23 protein-coding genes and 1 pseudogene are annotated in these 22,986 nt (G+C 52.2%); 10 read left to right on the top strand and 14 right to left on the bottom strand.

Annotated elements, in window-relative coordinates:
- Window positions 1-70: 70 nt before the first annotated feature.
- Window positions 71-547, bottom strand: a complete 477-nt coding sequence (locus IP581_RS08555; RefSeq protein ID WP_193822282.1) for a nuclear transport factor 2 family protein — start codon at window positions 545-547, stop codon at window positions 71-73.
- A gap of 59 nt (window positions 548-606) precedes the next feature.
- Window positions 607-1,176: a TetR/AcrR family transcriptional regulator gene (locus tag IP581_RS08550; RefSeq protein WP_193822281.1), complete on the bottom strand. Its 570-nt coding sequence runs from the start codon at window positions 1,174-1,176 to the stop codon at window positions 607-609.
- A 370-nt stretch (window positions 1,177-1,546) separates the two neighbouring features.
- Here IP581_RS08550 and IP581_RS08545 point away from each other — a divergent pair, with 370 nt between their 5' ends.
- Window positions 1,547-1,996 (top strand): carboxymuconolactone decarboxylase family protein, encoded by a 450-nt coding sequence (locus tag IP581_RS08545; protein ID WP_193822280.1) that lies wholly within the window; start codon window positions 1,547-1,549, stop codon window positions 1,994-1,996.
- Window positions 1,997-2,080: 84 nt separating this feature from the next.
- Here the strand turns inward: IP581_RS08545 and IP581_RS08540 are convergent, their stop codons facing one another.
- The 3 genes from IP581_RS08540 to IP581_RS08530 all read right to left on the bottom strand — a co-directional run bounded on the left by IP581_RS08540 (window position 2,081) and on the right by IP581_RS08530 (window position 4,589).
- The gene (locus IP581_RS08540; protein WP_193822279.1) at window positions 2,081-2,938 is read right to left on the bottom strand and encodes a TraB/GumN family protein; all 858 of its coding nucleotides are present in this window, start codon (window positions 2,936-2,938) and stop codon (window positions 2,081-2,083) included.
- A 250-nt stretch (window positions 2,939-3,188) separates the two neighbouring features.
- Window positions 3,189-3,932 (bottom strand): SDR family oxidoreductase, encoded by a 744-nt coding sequence (locus IP581_RS08535; RefSeq protein ID WP_193822278.1) that lies wholly within the window; start codon window positions 3,930-3,932, stop codon window positions 3,189-3,191.
- 216 nt (window positions 3,933-4,148) lie between these two features.
- Window positions 4,149-4,589, bottom strand: coding sequence for a GNAT family N-acetyltransferase (locus tag IP581_RS08530; protein WP_193822277.1), 441 nt, complete (start codon window positions 4,587-4,589; stop codon window positions 4,149-4,151).
- A 422-nt stretch (window positions 4,590-5,011) separates the two neighbouring features.
- Here IP581_RS08530 and IP581_RS08525 point away from each other — a divergent pair, with 422 nt between their 5' ends.
- From IP581_RS08525 to catA, 3 genes are all read left to right on the top strand, one after another.
- Window positions 5,012-5,515 (top strand): DUF1003 domain-containing protein, encoded by a 504-nt coding sequence (locus IP581_RS08525; protein ID WP_193822276.1) that lies wholly within the window; start codon window positions 5,012-5,014, stop codon window positions 5,513-5,515.
- 277 nt (window positions 5,516-5,792) lie between these two features.
- Window positions 5,793-6,176, top strand: coding sequence for an ester cyclase (locus tag IP581_RS08520; RefSeq protein WP_193822275.1), 384 nt, complete (start codon window positions 5,793-5,795; stop codon window positions 6,174-6,176).
- 177 nt (window positions 6,177-6,353) lie between these two features.
- The gene (gene catA / locus IP581_RS08515; protein WP_086869845.1) at window positions 6,354-7,031 is read left to right on the top strand and encodes a type A chloramphenicol O-acetyltransferase; all 678 of its coding nucleotides are present in this window, start codon (window positions 6,354-6,356) and stop codon (window positions 7,029-7,031) included.
- A gap of 94 nt (window positions 7,032-7,125) precedes the next feature.
- Here the strand turns inward: catA and IP581_RS08510 are convergent, their stop codons facing one another.
- From IP581_RS08510 to IP581_RS08495, 4 genes are all read right to left on the bottom strand, one after another.
- The gene (locus tag IP581_RS08510; protein WP_086869847.1) at window positions 7,126-7,524 is read right to left on the bottom strand and encodes a barstar family protein; all 399 of its coding nucleotides are present in this window, start codon (window positions 7,522-7,524) and stop codon (window positions 7,126-7,128) included.
- A gap of 341 nt (window positions 7,525-7,865) precedes the next feature.
- Window positions 7,866-8,303: a hypothetical protein gene (locus IP581_RS08505; RefSeq protein ID WP_407659147.1), complete on the bottom strand. Its 438-nt coding sequence runs from the start codon at window positions 8,301-8,303 to the stop codon at window positions 7,866-7,868.
- A gap of 49 nt (window positions 8,304-8,352) precedes the next feature.
- Window positions 8,353-9,741: a sensor histidine kinase gene (locus IP581_RS08500; protein WP_193822273.1), complete on the bottom strand. Its 1,389-nt coding sequence runs from the start codon at window positions 9,739-9,741 to the stop codon at window positions 8,353-8,355.
- The gene (locus IP581_RS08495) at window positions 9,741-10,418 is read right to left on the bottom strand and encodes a response regulator transcription factor (RefSeq protein WP_086869852.1); all 678 of its coding nucleotides are present in this window, start codon (window positions 10,416-10,418) and stop codon (window positions 9,741-9,743) included. Before IP581_RS08495 ends, IP581_RS08500 begins: the two co-directional genes overlap by 1 nt.
- Window positions 10,419-10,624: 206 nt before the next feature.
- Here IP581_RS08495 and IP581_RS08490 point away from each other — a divergent pair, with 206 nt between their 5' ends.
- On the top strand, window positions 10,625-11,461 hold the full coding sequence (locus tag IP581_RS08490; protein ID WP_193822272.1) for a MipA/OmpV family protein: 837 nt from the start codon (window positions 10,625-10,627) through the stop codon (window positions 11,459-11,461).
- Between the two features lie 178 nt (window positions 11,462-11,639).
- Here IP581_RS08490 and IP581_RS08485 read toward each other — a convergent pair whose 3' ends face one another.
- Window positions 11,640-12,509 carry a LysR family transcriptional regulator gene (locus IP581_RS08485; protein WP_097400118.1) on the bottom strand — a complete coding sequence of 290 codons (870 nt, stop codon included), beginning with the start codon at window positions 12,507-12,509 and terminating at the stop codon, window positions 11,640-11,642.
- Window positions 12,510-12,638: 129 nt separating this feature from the next.
- Between IP581_RS08485 and IP581_RS08480 the strand changes: the two genes are divergently transcribed.
- Window positions 12,639-13,385 (top strand): glucose 1-dehydrogenase, encoded by a 747-nt coding sequence (locus IP581_RS08480; RefSeq protein ID WP_193822271.1) that lies wholly within the window; start codon window positions 12,639-12,641, stop codon window positions 13,383-13,385.
- Window positions 13,386-13,507: 122 nt separating this feature from the next.
- Complete coding sequence (locus IP581_RS08475) at window positions 13,508-14,965, top strand: MFS transporter (RefSeq protein ID WP_193822270.1); 1,458 nt, start codon at window positions 13,508-13,510, stop codon at window positions 14,963-14,965.
- Between the two features lie 267 nt (window positions 14,966-15,232).
- Here IP581_RS08475 and IP581_RS08470 read toward each other — a convergent pair whose 3' ends face one another.
- A complete protein-coding gene (locus IP581_RS08470) occupies window positions 15,233-16,003 on the bottom strand; it encodes an SDR family oxidoreductase (protein WP_193822269.1) in 771 nt (256 codons plus the stop codon).
- A 95-nt stretch (window positions 16,004-16,098) separates the two neighbouring features.
- Between IP581_RS08470 and IP581_RS08465 the strand changes: the two genes are divergently transcribed.
- On the top strand, window positions 16,099-17,043 hold the full coding sequence (locus IP581_RS08465) for an AraC family transcriptional regulator (protein WP_193822268.1): 945 nt from the start codon (window positions 16,099-16,101) through the stop codon (window positions 17,041-17,043).
- Window positions 17,044-17,072: 29 nt separating this feature from the next.
- On the opposite strand, the pseudogene IP581_RS08460 reads toward IP581_RS08465, so the two are convergent.
- Window positions 17,073-17,938, bottom strand: a pseudogene (locus IP581_RS08460) (SDR family oxidoreductase).
- Between the two features lie 109 nt (window positions 17,939-18,047).
- Between IP581_RS08460 and IP581_RS08455 the strand changes: the two are divergent.
- Both IP581_RS08455 and IP581_RS08450 read left to right on the top strand, forming a co-directional pair.
- The gene (locus IP581_RS08455) at window positions 18,048-18,923 is read left to right on the top strand and encodes a LysR family transcriptional regulator (protein WP_193822267.1); all 876 of its coding nucleotides are present in this window, start codon (window positions 18,048-18,050) and stop codon (window positions 18,921-18,923) included.
- 549 nt (window positions 18,924-19,472) lie between these two features.
- Window positions 19,473-20,378, top strand: a complete 906-nt coding sequence (locus IP581_RS08450; protein ID WP_193822266.1) for an NADP-dependent oxidoreductase — start codon at window positions 19,473-19,475, stop codon at window positions 20,376-20,378.
- A 236-nt stretch (window positions 20,379-20,614) separates the two neighbouring features.
- Here the strand turns inward: IP581_RS08450 and mmuM are convergent, their stop codons facing one another.
- Both mmuM and mmuP read right to left on the bottom strand, forming a co-directional pair.
- Complete coding sequence (gene mmuM, locus IP581_RS08445) at window positions 20,615-21,547, bottom strand: homocysteine S-methyltransferase (protein ID WP_193822265.1); 933 nt, start codon at window positions 21,545-21,547, stop codon at window positions 20,615-20,617.
- Window positions 21,534-22,934 (bottom strand): S-methylmethionine permease, encoded by a 1,401-nt coding sequence (gene mmuP, locus IP581_RS08440; protein WP_193822264.1) that lies wholly within the window; start codon window positions 22,932-22,934, stop codon window positions 21,534-21,536. Before mmuP ends, mmuM begins: the two co-directional genes overlap by 14 nt.
- Window positions 22,935-22,986: the final 52 nt, after the last annotated feature.

The raw sequence follows: 22,986 nt of genomic DNA, 5'->3' as shown, positions 1-22,986 counted from the left end.
GTGACTTTTGCGTGGAGAAAAAGCCCCCGGATAATACAGCCTGGGGCTTTTCGCGAGGTCACCGGCAAAATTACAGGCCCAGTTCCGACAGACCCGGATGATCATCCGGACGACGACCCAGCGGCCAGTGGAACTTGCGCTCACTCTCTTTGATAGGCATGTCATTGATACAGGCAAAGCGGCGTTTCATCAGGCCATCTGCATCAAATTCCCAGTTTTCGTTGCCGTAAGAGCGGAACCAGTTACCTGAATCATCACACCATTCATAAGCGTACCGGACCGCGATGCGGTTGCCGTCAAACGCCCATAACTCTTTAATAAGACGATACTCAAGTTCCTTTTTCCATTTACGGGCAAGGAATGCTTTGGCCTCTTCACGATTATTGGCAAACTCGGCGCGGTTACGCCATTTGGTATCCAGTGAGTAAGCCAGTGAAACTTTTTCGGCATCGCGGCTGTTCCAGCCATCTTCAGCGAGACGCACTTTTTCAATCGCCGACTCGCGAGTGAAAGGCGGAAGTGGCGGGCGGGTTTGTGTTTCGGACATGGTGAAGCCTCCTGTTAATTCGGATATATGAGTAGAAGTTATTTTTTGATACGCAGGCGTTATGAAGAGGCCTGTTCCAGCAAGACTTTCGCAACGTCCTTCGCGCTGTCGGCGGCGCTGGAATCCCCCATTACGTACGACATCGTGATAGCGCCTTCCATCAGGATCAGAAGCTGTCTGGCCAGCGCGGCAGGTTGCTCGATGTTTAATTGCTCCGTGAGTTCGAGCGTGTACTCCAGCAATTGTTGTTTATGCCGTTTTGCTATCTGGCGAACGGGATCGTCCGGGTCCCCCACTTCGCCGGCGGTGTTGATAAATGCACAGCCACGAAAGCCGTCTGATTCAAACCAGCCTCTGAGGACCGTGAACATATTCAAAATGCGATCCGAAGGCGTATCGCCTTTATCGGATTCTGTTCTGAACCAGTGCATCCAGCGTTCATCACGTTCATTCAACGCGGCGGCAGCCACGTCATCCTTGGTCGCGAAATAGCGATAAATACTTTTCCTTGCCACGCCTGAGGTTTTGACCAGAAGGTCCATGCCGGTGGCATGGATACCGTTTTGATAGATCAATTGCTCTGCGGTAGACAGGATTTTTTCTCGGGTATCGGTTGTTTTCTTGTTCATGCGACAAAGGTAGAACAATCGTTCTACCTCGTCAATCATTATTTCAAAAAGAATTGTCGAGAAAGTAAAAAGTCGTCCGTGAATGATAACGAACAGGCTTTACCGTTTATGAAGAAAACGTGAGCTGGGATGCCGGCTACAGGCACGATGTCGTCGCGCGAGTCAGATTGTTTTCTCTGTTTAACTGGGCGACATTCCCTCTCTGAATGTCCTACCTTCTTACTCCGTATTTGTCTCTTTTATTTATGTCATGAAGAGCTAATATCACCACGGCTGAACAGACGTGCTGCTGCAAATGCGACGTAGCAGTTTTTTATGCCACCCGAATAAACAGAGATTTATTCAAACATTTCAAAAAGGAGAGATAAATATGAAGCGTCCAAATTGGTTTCAGGTTTCTGCGGAAGGTGGAAAGGCTATCGGAGCGCTTCATCATTACGCCACTACCGGGACAAATTTGCCTGCTGAGCTCATTCACTTAATTTTTTTAAGAGTTTCTCAGATTAATGGTTGTGCACACTGTATCGATATACACACACGCGACCTTATCAAGAGTGGTATGTCCGTCGAAAAGATCGTCCTGGTGCCGGTTTGGCGAGAAGCGACCTATTTATTCTCGGATACAGAGCAAGCTGCGCTCTCATGGACAGAAGAAATTACGCGTATCAGTGAAACACACGCTTGCGATGAAGCATATTCCGCAGCGCTTTCTGTATTCGGTGAAAAAGATCTGGTTGAACTTACCATTGTTATTGCCACCATGAATGCCATCAATCGTATGGGCATCAGTTTTCGCATGAAGCCGCTCGCTAAAGCCTGAAATATTATAAGCGGACCCCATCAAGTGGATTTTCAGCGAAAACCTCTGCTATTTAATAGAGGTTAAGCCATTAATTTTGCTATTTTATAATGACGCCATTATCGGGGGATGCACCTCTTTAAAGATAAAACATCCCTCATACTGATTTTTTGGCGATACGGTTTCGCGTTCGAAAGCATGATGCCATGCAGTACTGTCATTCGGTATTTGTTCCGCTGTAAGCAACGTGTACGCAGCCGCCCCGGATAAACGCTCCACAGAGAGAGGATCGGTAATATGGAAATTAAATAATGTTAAATCGTTATGTAAAGCACTACCGCGTTGGGCAAGCTGAGCAATAGAATGACTTTGCCAGGGAAATACGTCTTCAAAATACTCTCGCACGGATTTCAACCGTAGTTCTGCCTTCTCAAAGCTACCACGCCTTTTGATATGAAGATTGTGAAGCATTATTAACATCCGGTGTTCTGGATAGGTTGAGGTTAAGTGGATCAAATTTTCAGCCATCCTGATCTCACGCCATTCAAAAAAATTTACTCCCGATCTGGCGCTGGAGTATTCATCAATTTTCCGTTGTTGAATAGGTTGCCATTCTGGTGGGAACTCAGTCACCGCTCGACGAGGAATTGAGTCAATTCCCAGGCAAGGAATTTGCCTGGATATAGCCCATGCTAATAAATTTACTGTCTCCTGAGAACGCAATATTCCGGGAAAGTTTTTAAGTCTGCAAATGGCAGATTCATTATGTTGATGAGAAAATAGCATCCCGTTACTATCAGCTTCAAATATCAATACCGCTGACTTGTTAAAATAGCGCTCCGCGATATTTTCTCTTAATCGAGTATATTCCGTTACACCATGTATAGATTCGCCGAGAAAAATAAAACGCTTGTCGCGGAAAAGCCGTTGCTCTTTAAGAGCGAAATTCGTAGATCTACGCATCAGAATTATGGCCCGCCAGTAAGAATTACCTTCTGTTACCTTAACTTTCTGTGGCGACTGCGGACAAGTGATTTGAACCTTATAAATTCATATTGCGTGACAGAAACACTTTCTCTCTTCATGCATGTAGCGGGTCTGGCGTAAGCATAGTTTCAATTTACCACTCACACCTAAAAAGGCGATTTGCCGTCGCTGACGTATCCCCACGTTAAACAAACGGCCTACCGTTGACGCTGACCGTTCTGTTAAGTCAGCCCCGACCATTCAGATCTTCACGTGTTGGCCCCTGAAAGTAGATGCTACCTATATGGCAACTGCGCGGTTGAGTCAGCACAAAACGAATCGTTTCCCAGATCGATCGCCCATTGAGCAGACTTTCCCCCATTCTCGATGAACTATCAACAAAGGTATCTAACCCGGTCAGTTCGAAATCCGGTGGGTACAGCCCGGTAACACGTATATTTTCTTCAGATAATTGTTGGGACAGTTTAGTGGTAAACCCGCTAAGCCCGTGTTTGCTGGCGAAAAAAGCGGGATGCGCAATTGAATCCGTAAAATTCGGGATCCCGCATGAAGATATAATGGCGACAATATCAGCACTGTCTGAACGTCTTAACCCTGGCAGCAACGCCTGAGTCAGTAGAATCGAACCCGTCAGCCCTGAACTGATGGTAGCGATAATTTCTGTATCAGGCTGATCGTCTAACGTTCCTGACAACCACTGAGCCGCATTGAGAATTAAAATGTCGATGGGCTTGTCTGAAGTTAATACCTGAGCAGAAAACTGAGAAAGGGACTCAGGTCGGGTTAAATCACAGATATCCCCTTTTGCCATGCCGCCTTCAGCAGCGATGATACGGCAGGTTTTTTGAATATCATCAGCCCGCCGCGCACAAAAATGCACTTCCACACCCTCTCGCGCCAGCCACACGCACAGCGCCTGACCAAATCCGCCACCGCCACCGGTAATCACCGCTCTTTTACCTCTCAGCATCTCCATACATCCTTTTTTAATGAGTGTGGATGGAGATATACAAGATGAGGCGGAGTGACATCTTTCCGTTAGTGCCATTTTTACAGGAGGAACATGAATAAACGGCACGACACGCTGTTGAATAGCATGCCCGGGGATTTGCCACTGGCGCAAAGCCGCCCACGAAAATATCAGCGGACGGTTATTTGCGCGACGCTGTAATTTGGATTCAGGTATTTAAATTTTGACGGTATATCGAACAAAATTATCCACAACGGCGAGCTTATCGTACAGGGCCCGTGCAGGATTGGTTTCTCTGGTAACCCAGTATACTTTCGACCATGACTTTGTCCGGGCTTCATCACATACAGCCTCAATCAGCGCTTTTCCCGCGCCAAGGCCGCGCATAGATTCATCAACAAAAAGATCTTCAAGGTAACAATGAGGCTGCGTTACCCATGTTCCCTCATGCAACACGCACATAGCAAAACCCACCACTTGCTGTTCGGTTTCCGCAAGCCGGCACATTAAATCAGAATCTGGAGACAACACCCTACGCCAGGTCGATGAGGTAACCTCATCGCTGAGCATACTGCCAGAAAATTGCAAATATCCGTTCCAGAGCCTTAACCATGCATCGTAATCCTCAGCTTTCGCTTCACGTACCTTGAACGACATGTCATATACCTTGATGAATAAGAGTTAATGCCATAATAACAACGATGATTTTTGGGCTCTGGCGCGGCTTTCAGGCTTTGCAACGTGCGCGAAACTCCGGGGCAGCGCGGAGCCAGAAGAGATGATGCTCGCCCTGTGTGAGGAATGGAAGTTCGCCATTTATCCCACCGATGATGGCGCGTGTTAAGAGATGGGCAGCAGGCCAGGATCATCACGAACCGTTCGCGGTGTTCAGGGCGAACTTGCCAGCCGAGAGCCATCACATTAGCGCTGGGGTAATGTTGAGGTTACCAGGCTTTATGCAGGCGCTTTACCTGACGTATAACATCCGTAACGTATATTTTGTACGACGGGACGTTAGTGCCCGTGATGAAAAACGTTTCGGTGATACTGGCAATCTCCCCCGGCAGGAAGTTTATGATATGCATACAGATAAAAAATTTCGGTTATATCGCCCTTTGAAAGGTATTACGCATACTTTTGGCGATGAGTGGTTTGCGTTGAAAGCAGAAGCCTTCGCACGTTTTTTTGGTACGCCGACATTTCTGATTGGGCAGACTATCGCAGTGATCGTGTGGATTGTTCTGAACGTTGCCGGGGTCGTGAAGTTTGATCCCTACCCTTTTATTCTTCTCAACCTTGCATTCAGTATTCAGGCTGCTTATGCAGCGCCGCTGATCCTGCTGGCGCAAACCCGGCAGGCGGAGCGCGATCAGGCGCATGCGCTGGCGGATGCACAACACCGCGAAGATCTGGACGACGCAATGACAAAGCGCCAGATACTCGCCGAGGAGCAGTCGGCACGGCTGCTGGAGTTGCTAAAACAAAATACGCAGTTGACCGAAATGACCCGGGAAATGACCGAGCGTATCGAAACACTCGCCTTACAACTTGCGCAGCGTGAGCTTCATAAACAGCAGCCGTAAATATTCTGTGGTGGCTGGTTTCACCGTTAGATCTGCGGGTAGACGTCGGTAGTTATGACAGCGATCCGGCCACGTCTTCACTGTAACGAAAATGACCCGCGAAGCCTGATTCTTGAGCTGGCATGACAGATCGTTTTGCGCGATAAAAGGCCGTTATTCTTGCTGCTATGCACTATGATCTACAAAAGTGAGAGGCTCATTCAGCGAGACATCAACACCAGAGAAGATTAATTAAGGGAGTCAATAACGACGCCACATAAAGTAAAAAGGTAATGAAATGATATTAAAGGATTTTTATTGTGCATATATAGACTGCCTGAACCGGCGTGCGTGGGATGAGCTTGGGCTGTATATTGCTGAGAACGTCACTCACAATGGCCGGCAGTTTGGCTTGTCCGGTTATCGTTCAATGCTTATTCAGGATGTTGAGAATATCCCTAATCTTACGTTCGTTATCGATCGTCTGGTATGTGAACCTCCGCTTATTGCCGCCCGCCTGCTATTTAACTGTTCCCCGAAAGGCGAATTTCTCGGCTTAAAAATTAATGGTCGGCCTGTTTCATTTGCTGAAAATGTTTTCTATGAAGTGAATAACGGCAAAATTACTCATGTGCTTTCCGTCATTGATAAAGCAGCAATTGAAGCGCAGATTGCTGCGTAATTATTTATCACTTTCTGAATATTGTAAAAGTTACGTATCATTTCTTCCCACATAACGATACGCTGACACTTAATCATTTCGTTCGCCACTAGGACAATTCGTGATCTATGCACTTGATTAATTTATAGAAAAATCTTAGGCTGCCAGCAGAACATTATTGGTGAAAAAAGGTTGAAAATGAAAAAAATAACGCCAGAATATACAACTGTCGACTTATCTCGTTGGGCAAGAAAGGAGCATTACGAGGCCTTTCAGACCTTTGCTCAGTGCACATTTAGCCAGACTGTACAATTAGATATTACCGCGCTGTTAAAACATATTAAGGCGGTTGGCTGGAAATTTTACCCTACGCTAATTTTCCTCCTTGCTAAAATAGTCAACAGGCATGCGGAATTTCGCATGGCTATAAAAGACAATGAACTTGTTATATGGAATGATATTCATCCATGCTATACGATTTTTCATGATGAAACAGAGACTTTTTCGTCATTATGGAGTCACTACGATGGTGATATTCATCACTTCCTGAACATTTTTTCAGAAGACGTCGCACGCTATCGTAATAACCTCTCCTACCTGCCTAAAGAAGAGTCACTGGAAAACGTATTTTACGTATCAGCTAATCCCTGGGTAAGTTTTACTGGTTTTAATATCAACATTGCTAATATGCAGAACTTTTTCGCCCCCATGTTCACAATCGGAAAATACTACCCGCAAGGTGAAAAGGTGCTGTTACCTCTCGCTGTACAGGTCCATCACGCCGTTTGCGATGGTTTCCATGTGGCAAGGCTGATCAACGAGTTGCAAACTTTGTGTGATGATCTGTCGCGGTATTCAGGGAAACCCGATGCGTGATATACCAGAATAGTGGGAAATATCCTTTTGCATGGGACGTATAGCATGCGCCAGGCACTAAAACTGAAACGGAGAGGGCTTTGGCATGTTTGAACTATACTTTTGACTCTTTATTATTCCTTGCAAACGCAAGTAACTTTTCGATATTCTTTTTGTCTTCCTGCTTAAAATAAACTTCAAAATCATGAGTGTTATCCTCTTTCCAGGATAAAATGGCATGGCTAAGAATATCGAGATAGATCACTTTTTCCTCATCAGGTAACTCCGGGATTCTCTCATGAATGATGGCTATTTTTTTACTATCAATCCAGCTGAAATCACATAAACAATCGTTTAACGCATCCCAGTTGAATCCGAAATATCCGGGAAACCACAGTAAATAGTAAAAGCTTTTGAGTAATTCCGAACTCAGTCGTGTTTCAGGATCTATTCGCGCGCAAAAGACCTGAGAAATATCTAAAGATGGGTATTTTTCATAGAATTTAAAAAGCATGAAATTTGATCCTTTACTTCCTGGTTCGGAGGCTTCCGGTCCACTATATCCTGGTTCTCACTATTTTAACCCATAATCGTTAATGTCGGTGATGGGATATGAGTATCAGTTCCTGGAACCGAGATCCTCTATTCAATAGCATGATAGTTTCCAACGCACGTTTCTGGCACCGGGCCGCCGGCCATGGGCAGGCATGTCCGCTGTGAGCGAAAAGCCGAAGTTCGCAGTGGCCCTCACCTCTGATGAAGGTATTACTTAAATTACGGTGTATTAATAACGTGACGGAAACCCTATAGCCAATGATGGCTCGCGGTAGTGCTGAGTGATACGCAAGTGTCGCGCTAGCACGTTTTATCGCCGCCAGCCCAGCGCTTAATATCACTTATTTTTGGCGACCGGATGCCCGTGCTCAAAAGATCCTTGGTTGTGTACAGGCTGACCTGCGCGTTGTCGCCATCCCGGCTTTCTATCTCAATGAGCGTGTTGTTAATCAATAATCCCTGTGAAAGGAACTTTTGATTGATCTCACCTGTCTGGCGCTCAGCATCAAACTCGCTTAATACGATGACCGGATTGCCTGAATATGCCTCATATTCGAGGCACTGCCTTGCCATATGCCTTATGGTTCGATAGGTATCAGAAGACCCTGTCTTGCTCACGAAACTGCCGTCAAAAGAGGATTGGCTGCTTTTTAGTTCACCGACGGTAATCGCGCACCCGCTGAGTGAGAGCGAAAATAACAGGCTTGCCAGAGCAACGTATTTCACTTTTAACTCCATCATTCCGGTAGATGCCCTCCGCCGGGGCGGATCAACGTTGTGTGTGCTTTCAGGCGGGCTTGTGATTTGGGAAATCCACCGTAACCATCAGCCCACCTTCTGCCGACGTACTGAGGCTTACGCTGCTGTTGTGTTGCTGTGCAACCGCTTTGACGATGGCAAGCCCCAGCCCGCTCCCGCTTTGCATCTGATTGGGATCGCGAAAAAACCGGTCGAACACGCGCTCCCTTAATTCAACGGGAATGCCGGGCCCTGTATCTGAAACACGTAACTGCGTGGAGTGATTTACGGATCGTAACGCCACCTCAACCCGCCCGCCCTCAGGGCTGTACTTCACGGCATTTTCAATAAGGTTATCTATAAGCGACATCAACCGTTCCCTGACGCCAGTCACCCAGATCTCCTCTTCGGCGTAGAATTCCAGTTCAATCCTGCGTTCCGCCGCGAGCGGTGCCAGCCCGGCCATGCGTTCTTGTATGAGCGTTGTCAGCGGCACAGGCTCCATAACTGTGTCAATGCGCGCTTCGCTGTGCATCATCAGCAGCAACTGATTGACCAGACGAGCCGCACGGCTATTGCTGCGAATAATCCCAGTCAGCAACTCTTTTTGACTGTCACTGCTCACATAAGATTGCAACGCCTCAACATTGATTCGCATCGCAGCCAGCGGGGTACGTAACTCGTGAGCGGCATCGGCAATAAAAACCCGTTCCCGTTCTGTGCTTTCCCGCACCCTGGCAAGAAATCCATTCACAGCGTCAACCATCTGGCGAAGCTCCCTGTGCTTTGGCACGGCTTTTAAGGGCGAGAGATCGTCCGGCGCGCGTAGGGAAATTTCACTGACCACACGATTCCACGGGCGCATTGCAATGCGGATTGACAGCCACGCGGGAAACAAAAGAAAAGGAATGCATACCAGCAGCGGCATCACGTAGTAGCCACGCGAGTTCAGGTAGATAAAGAAGTTCCAGCCTCCGGCAGGGGTGATAAGTGTAACCTCCGTGTCGGAGTTCGCGGACTTTAAGGTTCGGCTGGTCCAGGCGCGACCGTCACTCTCAACACGCTCAATTTTTCCATAACGGCTGTTTATCACCCCGGCTGGCGCGCCATCAGAGGCATAAATTATCGCTTTATTGTTGCGCACGATAAGGCTGATTGAGAGGTCGGGATCTTCACCGCCGCCATAATCTTCCCGCACCGCCTGACTTAACGCCGCCAGCACATGCGTTCGCTCCTGCGGGCGATCGTCCATACTCTCAACCACAGTAAAAATGGTTTCGTACGTCTTACTGCCCGTTAATATCGGTGGGCTGCGCAAGTCCTCCCATAAAACGTACGTCAGAAAAAGACACCAGAGCAGGGTGAGCAGTAGCATTTGCGCTACCATAATTCGCCGCACGAACGTTGGGGTTTTCAGGTGACGCCAGACATTTCGCATCAACCTGCCCCCTTCTCAATGGGGACAGTATCAATGACATACCCAACGCCCCTCACCGTTCGCACGTAGCCGTCGCCGATTTTGCGACGCAAATTCCCCATATGCACATCGAGCGCATTACTCATATTTTCTTTTGCGCCGAAGATCCTTTCTTCCAGAAAACTGCGGGTCAGCACGCGGTCAGTACGCAACAGCAACGTTTCAAGCAGCGCGTATTCACTTGCCGTCAACTCAATATGCCGTGCATTCACGGTCACGCGTCGGGTCGGCACATGAAGCGATAATCCGCGAAGTTCTATCGCCTCGTTCTGAAAACCATAACTGCGGCGCGCAAGCGCTCTCACCCTTGCCAACAACTCGGCGAGAACAAACGGTTTGACGAGATAGTCGTCGGCACCGGCGTCCAGCCCGGAAAGGCGATCTTGCAGTGTGCCTCGCGCCGTCAGGATGATGACGGGAATGCCTTTGAGCTGCTGACGCAGGCACGCCATCAGGCTCATACCATCGCCGTCGGGTAATCCGAGGTCGAGCAACACAAGTTCAGGCACGCAGGCATCAAGCTGATGCAGCGCATCCTCTTTGCGGCGAACCCATATAACATCAAACCCTTGATCTGCCAGGGCAATACGCACGCCGTTGCCGAGATCCAGGTCGTCTTCGATTAGGAGAATTTTCACAATGGTTACGGTATCAACAGTGAATGAAGAACGTCTGAAGAAAAAAACGGTATCAGGAAATCTATCAGCTTTGCAGCATCTGTGGTTGCTTCACCCTTTCTTCATTTTGGGCTCATGAGAACTTTAGGGGGCGCATGCAAAATGAGCGTTCTGGCGTTTACACACCGCTTGTATCGTAATCATTTGAATCCACAAGGACTTCTTTAATGAGAAACATCACACTGCGTCATAAGTTCCCCCTTCCACTTTCGGGGCGCAGCCTGAAAAAAATGTTGCCGGGCGCTGTCCTGGCGTTACTGACCACCCCGATACTGGCGGCAGCACAGGATCCGGGCAACGCGTTGACCCTGGGTGGCGGCGCGAACGTTGCGCCACGCTATTCTGGTGCGGATAAAAGCCGCGTCACGACGGCCCTGGTGCTTGATTACACGATGGCAAATGGTTTCTTCGTCAGCTCCACGCGGGGCATCGGTTACGGCAATAACATCGGCAAGTTCGATTACAACGCGGCGCTGAGCTATCGCGCAGGCCGCAAGGATCACGACGTGGACAGCGACTCGCTGAGCGACGGCAGCGACTATTTGCGCGGTATGGGCGACATCAAAGGCTCGGCTCTCGGTGTGCTTGGCCTGGGATACGGGGTGACCGACTGGCTTAATGTGCAATTGCAGGCTGAAGTGCCTGTTTCTGAGCGAAGCAATGGCGCGGCACTCCATTTCGGCATTACTAGCCCGCTCTACACCTCACCGAATAATACCGTAACGCTGGCGCTGACCGGCAGTTGGGGGACGGACAAATACATGCAGACTTACTACGGGGTCAGTGCATCTCAGTCGGCTGCATCGGGGTTTACCCGATATGACGCCGGATCGGGAATTTATGCCTGGTCAACGAACCTTGACTGGACACACAAGTTCAATGAGGAGTGGAGCGTGGTTGCCGCAGCAGGCGTTACACAGTTGGCGGGGGATGCGCGCAATAGCCCGATTGTGCAACGAAAAACATCGCCCACAGGAAGCCTGCTGGTGACATATCGCTTCTGATCGTTGTTCAACGAGCTTCCCGCCAGCTTGTGGCTTCGCACACATTCGATCCGCCCCGGTTCAGCTAACGGGGCAGTACGCAACACATTGCAGCGCCAAAAGCGTCAGCCCGGCCAGGTATCACATCTTTACATTTCCGCTGGCGCATCAGCAGCAGCGGACGCGCAAAAGAGCAGGCTCACGTTGCTGGCGTCGCGGGATCGGCCAGCAACGCATCGGCGATATCCAGCATGACCCGCAGGCGATCCATATGCCGGAGATCATAGTGATACCCCACCCAGATATCTTTGGACGGCGGCGGCTCCGGCATGCGAATGCGCTGCAATCCGGCGATGGCATCGCCAAGCGGCCGTGGCAGCACGGCAATCCCCATTCCCCGCTGGCACATCTGCGCCTGAACGGCCCGGCTGGTGCTGGTGAACACACGCCGAGATTGAGGAAATCTGTCGAGCAGCCAGGCGACGTCAGAAAAGTGGGATTGTGCCGTATTCATAAGAATAAGCCCCACTGCGGGCGGATCGTACTCCGCGAGATGCGCGGTTTCCGCCGTTCCATACAGCGCATAAGGCATGCTCATCAGGCGGCGCTGGACAATATCCGGTTCGGTAAAGGGAACGATGCGAAAGGCGATGTCGGCGTCACGGCGCGACAGATTAAGTAAGCGGTAGCTTGCGATAACTTCCGGCACAATCGCCGGATGGCGGCGCGTCAGTTCGACCAGCACAGGCGCCAGAACATAATTAGCAAACCACTCTGCTGAAGAGATGCGCAATATCCCTTCAAGACGTTCATGATTACCTGCCAGGCGTCGTTCCAGCGCCAGCGCGGAGTTTTCCATCGCTTCTGCCAGCGTCATCACCCTGTCGCCAGCGTCCGTCAGCACCAGACCATCGCTTGTCCGGCGAAATAACGCCTGCTGCGCCTCATCCTCCAGCGCCTTGATTCTGCGTCCCACCGTCGGATGGCTCACACCAAGGCTGCGGGCCGCTTCGCCAAAAGAGCCCTTACGAATGACTGCAAGAAATACCCGGACGTCGCCCCACTCCATACGCTGGCCTCACCGTTCAAAAATGAACATCGAATATACAAAAGTGTCAGTTCCAAAACAATTATGTAGCTATCACCATAGTCTCCTCACCCAAACCGCCCCAGGCGGTGTGATCAGGAAGCTGAAGATATGCACAAATTAAAAGACAAAGTCGCCATCGTGACCGGTGGCTCCAGCGGTATCGGCGCGGGCATTGCCCGTCAACTGGCGGCTGATGGCGCGAAAGTGATCGTCAATTACGCCTCGAACAGACGCAGTGCCGATAAGGTCGTTGCCGATATTGAAGCCGCCGGTGGGCAGGCCGTAGCGGTCGCGGCGGATGTCACCAGCCAGCCGGGGGTCGAGGCGCTGGTCAACGCGGCCATCGACACCTTCGGGCGGCTGGACATTGTGGTGAACAACGCCGGTATTTATCAGTTCGCCAGTATTGAAGAGAGCACCGAAGCCCTCTACCGCAGGCAGTTCGACATCAATGTTCTGGGCCCGCTGCTGCTGGCGGGTGCGGCCGCGCCACACCTCGGTAAAGGCAGCAGCATCATTAACATCAGTTCGTTCGTCACCCACGTCTTTATTGCCAAAAGCGCCATCTACAGCGGCACCAAAGGCGCGATTGACGCCATCACCGGCGTACTGTCGCGAGAACTCGGCCCGCGGGGCATTCGCGTCAACGCCGTCAACCCTGGCCTTATCGAAACGCAAGGCAGCCACAGTGCGGGCGCGATGAACTCAGAGTTCCAGACATGGAATGAGCAGCAGACGCCACTCGGGCGCATCGGTCAGGTGCAGGATGTTGCGCCGATCGTCTCATTTCTCGCCTCCGACGATGCAGGATGGATAACCGGTGAGGTGATTCTGGCCTCTGGCGGTATGCGCTGACCTCCCCCGCGCGCCAGGGTGTGAAGCGCCCTGGCGCAACACGCCCAACCCGATTAACCGCACATTTTTTGATCACAAAACGTCTCCTGCCGGGGACGGCACCGTTACAGATGGAGTGTTCTATGTCGACACATAGCCTCACGCAAGCCGAGCCGCGTCGCTGGGCGATGTTTGTCATTTTACTGGTCGGCGCCTTCTTGCCGCCGCTCGATTTTTTTATCGTCAATGTTGCGCTGCCTGCTATTCAGCGCGATCTGGGCGCCTCTTTTTCCGCTGAACAGCTGGTCATTTCATCCTACGCTGGCGTGTATGCGGTCACGCTCATTACCGGCGGTCGGCTGGGCGATATTTATGGTCGCGGGAAGATGTTTTTTCTTGGGCTTCTCGGTTTTGCCGCTGCATCGTTGTTGTGCGGTGTAGCCTGGTCACCGTGGGTACTGATCACGGGTCGCATGTTACAGGGTGCCACAGCCGCCATTATGGCCCCCCAGGCGCTGGCTTCCGTACAGGCCATTTTTCCGGAAACGGAGAAGCCGTTAGCGCTGGGCATATATGGCGCCGTGTTTGGCCTCGCCTCCGTTATCGGCCAGGTGTTGGGCGGCATCCTGATTTCAGCGGACCTGTTTGGGCTGGGATGGCGGGCTATTTTTCTCGTTAACCTGCCGGTGGCGCTACTGGTCATTCTCTTTGGACTGCCGTTGCTGAAAGAGACGCGGGCGCAATCTGCGCAGCGGCTGGATCCCATTGGCATGCTGCTGGCAACCGTCACGCTAAGTACGCTGATTGTACCGTTGATTGAAGGTCATGAGGCGGGATGGCCCTGGTGGACATGGCTGTTATTGCTGGCTTTCCCATTATTGAGCGCGTTGTTATGGCGTTATGAACGTCACCTTAGTCAGACTGGCGGTTCGCCGTTACTTAATCCGGGCGTGTTACGCGCGCCGGGGCTGGGCCAGGGGCTGACGATCGTGTTGCTGTTTTATTCCATCGCGGCCTTCTTTCTTTTGTTTTCTGTCTATCTACAGGGCGCGTTGCAGGTGAACGCCCTGACCGCAGGCCTGCTTTTTCTGCCCTTTGGCGTTGGCTTTCTGATTGGGCCGTTACTGACGCCTTATCTGCGGCGGTTTGTCGGAAATTATCTGAGCGCCATCGGGATGGGATGCGAGACGGCGGGGTTAGCAGGTCTGGCATGGTTAGTTGCCCATACGCTGACGGGTAGCGCCCCTGCCATGCTGCAGCTCGCCGGACTGCTGTTTGTGACCGGTCTTGGGCAAGGGCTGGCGATGCCCACGCTGGTGCGGATGGTAACCGGCCGCGTTGCGCCGGAGTTTTCCGGCATGATTGCCGGCGTAACCAGTTCAGCATTACAAATCAGCACGGCGCTGAGCGTCGCCGTCATTGGCGGCATTTTTTACAGCATGTTGGATAACGGTAAAAGCGGCGAAAATATCACGCATGCCTTTATCGTCGCGCTGCTCTCTATGGCGGTGTGCCTGGCCACCGGCGCCGGACTCAGTATCCGGCTTATCCGCCGCACCTGCGATCGGTCGTCAGCGCCAGCCAGCCTGTCCCTCAAATAAGGTAACCCGTGTCAATTGGCTGAGCGAATTACCAGTGGATTCGCCCAGTCAATTGAGAGTCCTTTTTTTCACATTCACGCCTGATACGCACCGCGCAGCCTCTTTTCCGGGGTCAAAAAGCCAATTGCCACTGCCAGACAAAACATCCTTGCCAGCCTGATACGCGGCGAAGAGACGGAAAACGGCAGCCATCGCACTTTGCTAAAGCTCAGAGGGGAATATCCCCTCTTTGATTTTCTTTACGTCTCCGGTTCTCGTTCGGCGTCGTTAGTAAGTGAAGGGCGAACGATGCTGTGCCTCTTTCAGCATCATTTGGGCATCTTCACCTGCGGCGGTGTAGAGCGGAGCATTGGGATCCTGAGCAACCGCGAAGATGGCATTCGCGACATCATCCGCATACGTCACAGGTGAGTTGTTATCGCCCACGCTCTGAATAAACTCCGTCACCATTTGCCCGTAGGCGGGATCGTCGATGCCGGCAAAAAACGCGCGCGCATTCTCGCCGAACTTTGTTTCCGGAGAGCGCCCCGGTAACACCACATGAACACGAATGCCAAAAGGCCTGGCTTCGATGGCGAGTGACTCACTCCATGCATTCAGCGCCGCTTTACTGGCGCGATACAGGCCAATCAGCGGCATCGCCCGGGTCGTCACGGATGAAGAGACATTAATGATTACCCCTGATTTCTTCGTTCTCATCAGCGGCAGAAACGCCTGGGTTAATGACAACGTGCCCAGCACATTGGTGTTCATTAACTGCTGCGCGGTGGCAAGCGGCGTGAGTTCGACCGGTACAGGTGCGCCAAAACCCGCATTATTCACCAGCACATCAATCGCGCCCGCCGCTTGCACCACATGGTTAATGCTCTGCGCGGAAGTAATATCGAGCGGCAGAACCGTCAGTTTGTCGCTTGCGGGCAAACAGGTCGGGTCAGGCGTTCTCATGGTGGCAATCACTTCCCAGCCCTGCTGTAAAAAAAGTTTTGCGGCGGCAAGACCAAAACCTGAAGAGCAACCGGTAATCAGTACAGTAGACATATTTTGATCCTCTTTGATGGCAAGAGCAGCGATCATAGCGGCCACCAGCAGGACAATATATAATCAAACGTCGCATAAACTTTAGAGAGAGTCCAATGTCAGATCCGTTGACCGATATTGTTGCCCTGCTCAACCCCAAACCATCGCATTCCAAACTCGTTGAAGGGAGTGGTCAGTGGCATATTGTTCGGGAATCTGGCGGAGAGGCCTTTTACTGCGCGGTGCTGGAAGGCGAATGCCTGATTACTGTTAACGGCAAAGGCCCAACGTTACTGGTTGCCGGTGATTTTATTCTGATACCCGCCGCTTACACTTTCGAGAACACCAACGCCGGCGGGCCTGGTGCCACTGAAATCACAACGCCAACGATTCTCAGCGAAGGGCATGTGCGGATTGGCACAACAAGCGGGCCCGCCGATCTGCTCATGTATGTCGGCCACTGTGAATTCGATACGCCGGATAAGCAACTCATCGTCTCTTTACTGCCAACAGAGATCCTGATTAAAGGGCAACGTCGTTTCGCCACATTGCTTGAACTCCTGCTGGATGAGAGCCGGGCCAGGCGACCGGGGCGCGACGGGGTATTAATGCGGCTTTTACAGTTGCTGCTGGTCGAGTCGTTACGCAGTAATCACGATCTGCCGAAAACGGCGGGCATTCTGAAGGGGCTGCAACATGAAAAGATCGCCGTCGCGTTGCATCTCATCCATGAAAAACCGGGCGTTGAGTGGCAAATCGCACAGCTTGCCCGCCACGCTGCCATGTCCCGCTCTGCTTTTTTTGCCGCTTTCAGTGAGACCGTCGGTATGCCGCCAGGGCAATATCTTCTCTTCTGGCGCATGTCGTTAGCGAAAAAAGCGCTGGTGAGCAGCAAAGAGAAAATCGAACAAATTGCCTTTCACGTCGGCTATCAGTCAGCAAGCGCCTTTAACGTGGCCTTCACGCAATATGTAGGCGTCCCACCCGGCGTTTTCCGGCGCCAGAGTGGGAGCCCGCAAACGCCTTCCCCGGCCTTGAGCAAGGAGCAGGCATTTCCCTGAGCCCGCGCCCGCATATTAAGAAGTGCATGTTATTGCGCAGCAAGCGCCGTCACGACGTCGCGGTAAGTATGCAGCGGGCGGCCAAGAAGCGTGACCAGACGCTCGCGGTCGCCATCCAGGGGGAGCATGCCATGGCTGACGTAGCGCTCAGCCATCAGACGCATTTCGTAGGCCATCCATTTCGGCATCAATTCCGCCATGCTTGCTTCAAATCCATCCGGGTTATCTCCGCCGTAGATAATCTCGCGGCCCAGCACCTCACTCCATACAGCGGCGGCGCTCTCCCCCGTTAGCGTATCGGGGCCAACGAGATTAATCGTCTCAACAGGCAGTTTGCCGCTCGCGCGATCGCGTCGGATCAGTTCCATGGCCGCCACCTCGGCAATATCGCGTGTGTCCACCATCGCCAGGCCAATCCCCCCAATCGGCATCGGATAAACACCGTGATTGATGACAACATCCTTAATCATGACCTCATTGTCGATAAAGTAGGTTGGCCGCAGAATGGTGGCGCTGAAGCCCATCGCTTTAAGCATGCGCTCGGCCCCATATTTCACGGCGAAATGCGGCACATTGACGGAAACATCCGCGCCAAAGACAGAGAGATAAACCACGCGCTCAACGCCGCACTCGCGGGCAATGTTGAGGGTAATCATCGTCTGGGTATATTCGTCACCCGCGACCGCATTCAGTAAAAACAGCGTTTTGATACCGCTGAAAGCAGCACGCAAGGCGTCGATATCCAGCATATCGCCTTTCACAACCTCCACATTTTCGGCAAAGCCTGCCTTTGCGGGTCACGGGTCAGCACGCGGAAATCAACGCCGCGGCGAAGAAGCTGGTTAACAACATTGCGGCCGACGCGGCCGGTTGCTCCGGTGATCAGGATGGTCATGGTATTTACTCCGTGGTGTTTGGTTGGTGTGAACAAACACTATCGCGATCCATTTTCTCTTTGAAGATGCTATTTTTTAGATGGTTCGTTCCATAAATGAGACACTCCATTGGATATTAATGCCCTTAAAGATTTTCATCTTATCGCGGCTTCGGGCGGGATCGGCGCAGCCAGTCGCGCCAGCGGAAAGCCGAAGGCCACCCTGTCACGCCGGCTGACTGACCTTGAAGCGTCACTCGGTGTGCGTCTTATTGAGCGTGGCGGGCAGAGGTTGCAGATCACTGAGGCGGGTGAACGGCTTTTGTCACGCACCGTTGGCGCAATACGTGATATTGATGAAGCAGTCGAGTCCACGCGGGAAGCGTCGACAAATCCCTCAGGCTGGCTGCGTATTGCGGCTCCGCTGCTCTTTTCGCAACTGGCTCTCGGGAAGCTTTTGGCTGAATTTCGCCGCCGCTATCCTCGCATTCATGTTGACGTGATTGCTGAGAACCGCATGAGCGACCTGGTGGATGAGCATTTTGATGTTGCGATCCGTATTAATCCGCACAAAAACAGTGCGCTGGTTGGCAGGCTGTTTGCCAGAGACAGACTGGTACTGGCGGCGATTCCCATGCTTGAGATGCCGGTCGGCGATGCGCAAAACGCGCCTGAAATCCCGGCGATCGTGATGTCAACCTATTCCGACGGAGAGGTCTGGAGCGTTCAGGGCGGGCAGCGTCGCTTCGTGCCGCAACCCGTGATGCGCCTCTCTTCCCTTCTGACCGTGCGGGATGCCACCCTGGCGGGTGCCGGTGCGGCGATGCTTCCGCAATCTATTATCAGCCAGCAACTGGAAAGCGGTGAGCTTGTGTGCTGGGGAGAAGCCGATACCTTGACTGAACTCTGGGTGCTGCACACATCCCGGCGGCTTCAGAGCCCCAAAGTGAAGGCTTTCGTGGAATTCATCTGCGAGCAATATCCCACCGGCTGGTTCTCGGTCTGAACCGATCGGCTCGGGTATTGGGGGTATGTGTGCGAAGTAAAAGATTTACGTCACGTTGAGCGCCGTAATGACGTTATTTTTCATCGGCTAACTAACCTGCCCCCCTCTTATTCAAGCAGTGCGGGTTGCGCAACATCCGCTGATGGCACTCAGCAACCGGTCAAGGGCGGGCATGTCCGCTAAAGACGAAAAACAGAAGTCAGCATATATCAACAATCTCCCTGACTGACGACATAAAAAAGCACTAGCCAGGGCAGTATTGACAGCCTGTATAAGCCTGAGTAGGCTCACCGGCACGTCGCGAAAAACGATCATTTCTGCTGTTGAATTGATCGCGTACACGTCCATTCTGTTTACTTACAGTTTGACCAGCGTCTTCGAAATCAACCGCGTTGCTGTCATGAAATGGCGGAAGCGCTTATCGCTACCCTGCGGTGGTGGCATGATAAACGGAGCATAATGGTGTCAAGCTCACGTTCTCACTCTCATTTATTTGTCAGTTCCCTTCCTGTTTTTTCTCACCCTGTGTGCGTAGACGGTAGTAACACGATGAAGGCGATCCGTTATCACGCGTTCGGTGGACCTGATGAGTTAAGGATTGATGAAATTCCAGTTCCTCACGCCGGCGCTGGCGAGATTCGTATTGCGGTGCATTTTGCCGGGGTGAACCCCTCGGACTGGAAACGAAGAGAGGGACAGTACAAGGCGTTCGAAGATGTGGTGTTTCCACTCACGGTAGGCGTGGAGGCCAGCGGCGTTGTTGATGAGATTGGCGATGGCGTTTCCGGCATTGCTATCGGCGATGCGGTATTCGGTTTTGGCACTGGCACCGTCGCGGAGAAAGCCATTCTCACACACTGGGCGGCCAAACCTACTGCTGTATCTTTTGCAGTCGCAGCAGGCTTACCCGTTATTGCTGATACCGCCACCCGGGCTCTTGATGAAGTTAATATAGCAACGGGGCAAACGCTGCTGGTTAGCGGGGCGGCAGGTGGTGTAGGAACGGCTATCGTTCAACTCGCGAGCCTGCGCGGCATTACTGTTATTGGTTCAGCACGTTCCTCTAAACATAATTATCTCGTCTCATTAGGTGCCATTCCGACGACGTACGGTCCCGGTTTACAGGAACGAATAGCGCAGTTAGCGCCGATGGGCATTGATGCTGCCATTGATGTCGCGGGTTCAGGGATCATACCTGAGTTAATTTCAATCGTGGGAAATCCGGCTCATGTGCTGTCCGTCGCGGATTTTTCAGCAGAGCACTATGGCGCGAAATTTTCCCATGGCCCGCCTGAACAACCGGAAATAACCCTCGCCACAATTGCTCGTCTCTGCGCCGATGGCCTTTTTAAACTTCATATTGAGGGCGTATACCCACTGCAACAGACTGCCAATGCGCATCGGGTAAGCGCAGAAGGCCACGTGACCGGCAAACTCGTCATCAACGTTTGCTGATAGTGCAGCCTGCCGGAGGCAATCGGGTTACCCGACGCGTGTCGTTCTTCAATCCGGGTGCAGCCACGATGCTTTCCGCCTTGCAATATACAGTCATCAGGTAGAGGTTGTCGGACACGGACAAACTTTTCGCCAGCCATCGATAAAGCAGAGAGCGATTTATCTTCATGCCAGCCGGATGAAAGGCAGCGTGGGCCACAATTTCCGGCCCACGAGCCTTGTCAGTTTCTTCGTCGTTAACGGTGTTCACGCAGTGCGGCGATATCCTGTGGGGTAGTCCGGCAGCATCCACCAATAATTCTCGCCCCCGCCGCTAACCACTGGGGTAAATATGCCGCTAAGGATCCGCAACTCTCGCCATGTGTATGCCACGCCTTGGTGACGGCGTCATACGTTTCACCGGAGTTCGGATAGACAACCAGAGGCAGCGCGCTGAGGCTTTGCAGATGTTTGAGAGCGGCGGTGGTTTTATGCAGCGCAATACAGTTAATCCCCAGCGCAACAATTTGTGAGCAGTCAGACAGCGCGTTCACCACCTGCACCAGCGGTGTGCCATCGCTCAAGTGCTGGTCGTCACGTAAGGTGAAGGAGAACCACGCCTGCGCCTGCGGATAGTCAGATAACAGGTCTGCCAGTGCTTCGATTTCGGCGAAAGAAGGTAGTGTTTCACAGGCCAGCAGATCGACGCCGGCATTGAGCAACGCGTCAATCCGCGGGCGATGAAATGCCTGAAACACTTCGCGGCTGCGCACGTAATCGCCGCGATACTCAGAGCCATCGGCCAGATAAGCACCGTATGGCCCAACGGAGCCAGCTACCAGCAACGGACCGGCGTTGGGGTTTTCAGCGCGATAAATGTCACTCGCCTCTTTTGCCAGTTGCACACTCTGTTCAATCAGCGCTTTCGACTGCGCCTCCGTCAGCCCGCGAGCCGCAAAACCCGCAGGCGTGGCCTGGTAACTGGCGGTAATGGCTATCTGTGCGCCCGCCCGGAAGTAATCCAGATGCACGTCCCGAATACGCTGTGGATTTTCCATTAAGACTTTGGCAGACCAGAGAGTATCAACAAGGCTGCATCCGCGCGCTTCAAGCTCGGTGGCCAGCGCGCCATCCAGTACGACAAAGGGATGATGTTCAAGCAGCGTGGTAAGGGAATTAGTCTGCGGCATAGTCAGCCTCCTTCAATGGTGTTTTCCGGGTGAGAAAATAGGCTCCGTAGCAAAAGGCGACAAACGGCAGACCACAATAGAGCGCAATACGCTGATCCGGATCGAACGCCAGCCCGATGCAGGCCAGCAGACACAGCACGAATCCCAGCACCGGCACCAGCGGGTACCAGGGTGCCCGGTATTTCAATGTTGCAGATGGCTTACCCGACTGTAAATGGCGGCGACGAAAGACAAAGTGGGCCGCGCAGATGCTAAGCCAAACGGCGACAACGGCAAAACCAGAAATGGCACTGAGTGCAACGAAGACAGTATCCGGGGCAATCACGCTGGATAACAGCGCCAGCAGACCGCCAAGCATGGAGACCGAAAGCGCTATCAGCGGCACGCCATTTTTGTTGACGCGGGCAAAACAGCCCGGCAACGTTTTCTCATTTGCCAGCGACCAAAGCATACGCCCCGACGCATAGAGCCCGGAATTCGCCGCCGAAAGAATAGCGGTCAGGATGACGAAGTTAAAAATATCGGCCGCATAGGGAATGCCGATTTTTTCGAAGACCAGCACAAACGGGCTCTTCTCAACCCCTGCCACATTCGCCGGTACCAGCGCGGCAAGGACAAAAACGGTGCCGATAAAAAACAGGATCAAGCGGGCAATCGTCGCGCGGATCGCGACCGGAATAGCCTGGTGCGGATTTTCCGTTTCACCCGCCGCGATACCGATAAGCTCAGTACCGGAAAACGCAAAATTGACCGCCACCATGGTCATCAGAATGGGCAAACCGCCGTGCGGGAACCAGCCTTCGCTGGTGAGGTTAGCAAGCCCCGGCGACGGTGAACCATCTTTCATGCCGATAAAGCCGAAAATCACCCCGCAACCCAGGATGATAAAGACAAGAATGGTCGCGACTTTAACCAGCGAGAACCAGAACTCCCCTTCGGCGAAGAAGCGCGTTGAAATCGCATTAAGGCAAAAAATCAGCGCACAAAACAGGGCGCTCCATAGCCAGATCGGCACGTGCGGGAACCAGTACTGCATACAAAATCCGGCGGCGGTAAAGCTTGAGCCTAGTGCAACGGTCCAGGTAAGCCAGTAGAGCCATGCCACGGTATACCCTGTCGCCGGGCCAATGTAGCGCGCCGCGTAGACATGAAACGCCCCAGTTACTGGCATCGCGACCGAAAGCTCACCCAGGCACTGCATCACCAGCCAGACGACCAGCGCCCCAATCAAATACGCCAGCAGTGTCCCGGCCGCACCGGTGGTAGAGATGATATATCCCGTATTAAAAAATAGCCCTGTGCCAATGACGCCGCCTAATGAAAGCATAATCAGATGGCGGGTTTTCATGGAGCGCTTAAGCTCGCCATTTTCTTGTTGTGTCTGCATATCACCTTCTAAACGTATAGATGTCTGAATGTCCATGTTCGGCTTATTTATA

Origin of the sequence: Kosakonia pseudosacchari (genome assembly GCF_015167415.1) — a bacterium.
Lineage (GTDB): Bacteria > Pseudomonadota > Gammaproteobacteria > Enterobacterales > Enterobacteriaceae > Kosakonia > Kosakonia pseudosacchari.
The sequence above is the reverse complement of the archived record's forward strand: the minus strand, read 5'-3'. Positions and strand labels throughout refer to the sequence as shown.

What these genes read in the sequence shown, in the direction of transcription:
- IP581_RS08465 (WP_193822268.1), top strand. Translation starts at nt 16,099, where the DNA reads ATGTCAGATCCGTTGACCGATATTGTTGCCCTGCTCAACCCCAAACCA.
- IP581_RS08510 (WP_086869847.1), bottom strand. Translation starts at nt 7,524, where the DNA reads ATGCTTTTTAAATTCTATGAAAAATACCCATCTTTAGATATTTCTCAG.
- IP581_RS08520 (WP_193822275.1), top strand. Translation starts at nt 5,793, where the DNA reads ATGATATTAAAGGATTTTTATTGTGCATATATAGACTGCCTGAACCGG.
- IP581_RS08530 (WP_193822277.1), bottom strand. Translation starts at nt 4,589, where the DNA reads ATGTCGTTCAAGGTACGTGAAGCGAAAGCTGAGGATTACGATGCATGG.
- IP581_RS08555 (WP_193822282.1), bottom strand. Translation starts at nt 547, where the DNA reads ATGTCCGAAACACAAACCCGCCCGCCACTTCCGCCTTTCACTCGCGAG.
- IP581_RS08470 (WP_193822269.1), bottom strand. Translation starts at nt 16,003, where the DNA reads ATGTCTACTGTACTGATTACCGGTTGCTCTTCAGGTTTTGGTCTTGCC.
- IP581_RS08535 (WP_193822278.1), bottom strand. Translation starts at nt 3,932, where the DNA reads ATGCTGAGAGGTAAAAGAGCGGTGATTACCGGTGGCGGTGGCGGATTT.
- mmuP (WP_193822264.1), bottom strand. Translation starts at nt 22,934, where the DNA reads ATGCAGACACAACAAGAAAATGGCGAGCTTAAGCGCTCCATGAAAACC.
- IP581_RS08505 (WP_407659147.1), bottom strand. Translation starts at nt 8,303, where the DNA reads ATGGAGTTAAAAGTGAAATACGTTGCTCTGGCAAGCCTGTTATTTTCG.
- IP581_RS08550 (WP_193822281.1), bottom strand. Translation starts at nt 1,176, where the DNA reads ATGAACAAGAAAACAACCGATACCCGAGAAAAAATCCTGTCTACCGCA.
- IP581_RS08500 (WP_193822273.1), bottom strand. Translation starts at nt 9,741, where the DNA reads ATGCGAAATGTCTGGCGTCACCTGAAAACCCCAACGTTCGTGCGGCGA.
- IP581_RS08480 (WP_193822271.1), top strand. Translation starts at nt 12,639, where the DNA reads ATGCACAAATTAAAAGACAAAGTCGCCATCGTGACCGGTGGCTCCAGC.
- IP581_RS08540 (WP_193822279.1), bottom strand. Translation starts at nt 2,938, where the DNA reads ATGCGTAGATCTACGAATTTCGCTCTTAAAGAGCAACGGCTTTTCCGC.
- IP581_RS08545 (WP_193822280.1), top strand. Translation starts at nt 1,547, where the DNA reads ATGAAGCGTCCAAATTGGTTTCAGGTTTCTGCGGAAGGTGGAAAGGCT.
- IP581_RS08475 (WP_193822270.1), top strand. Translation starts at nt 13,508, where the DNA reads ATGTCGACACATAGCCTCACGCAAGCCGAGCCGCGTCGCTGGGCGATG.
- catA (WP_086869845.1), top strand. Translation starts at nt 6,354, where the DNA reads ATGAAAAAAATAACGCCAGAATATACAACTGTCGACTTATCTCGTTGG.
- IP581_RS08525 (WP_193822276.1), top strand. Translation starts at nt 5,012, where the DNA reads ATGCATACAGATAAAAAATTTCGGTTATATCGCCCTTTGAAAGGTATT.
- IP581_RS08490 (WP_193822272.1), top strand. Translation starts at nt 10,625, where the DNA reads ATGAGAAACATCACACTGCGTCATAAGTTCCCCCTTCCACTTTCGGGG.
- mmuM (WP_193822265.1), bottom strand. Translation starts at nt 21,547, where the DNA reads ATGCCGCAGACTAATTCCCTTACCACGCTGCTTGAACATCATCCCTTT.
- IP581_RS08450 (WP_193822266.1), top strand. Translation starts at nt 19,473, where the DNA reads ATGAAGGCGATCCGTTATCACGCGTTCGGTGGACCTGATGAGTTAAGG.
- IP581_RS08485 (WP_097400118.1), bottom strand. Translation starts at nt 12,509, where the DNA reads ATGGAGTGGGGCGACGTCCGGGTATTTCTTGCAGTCATTCGTAAGGGC.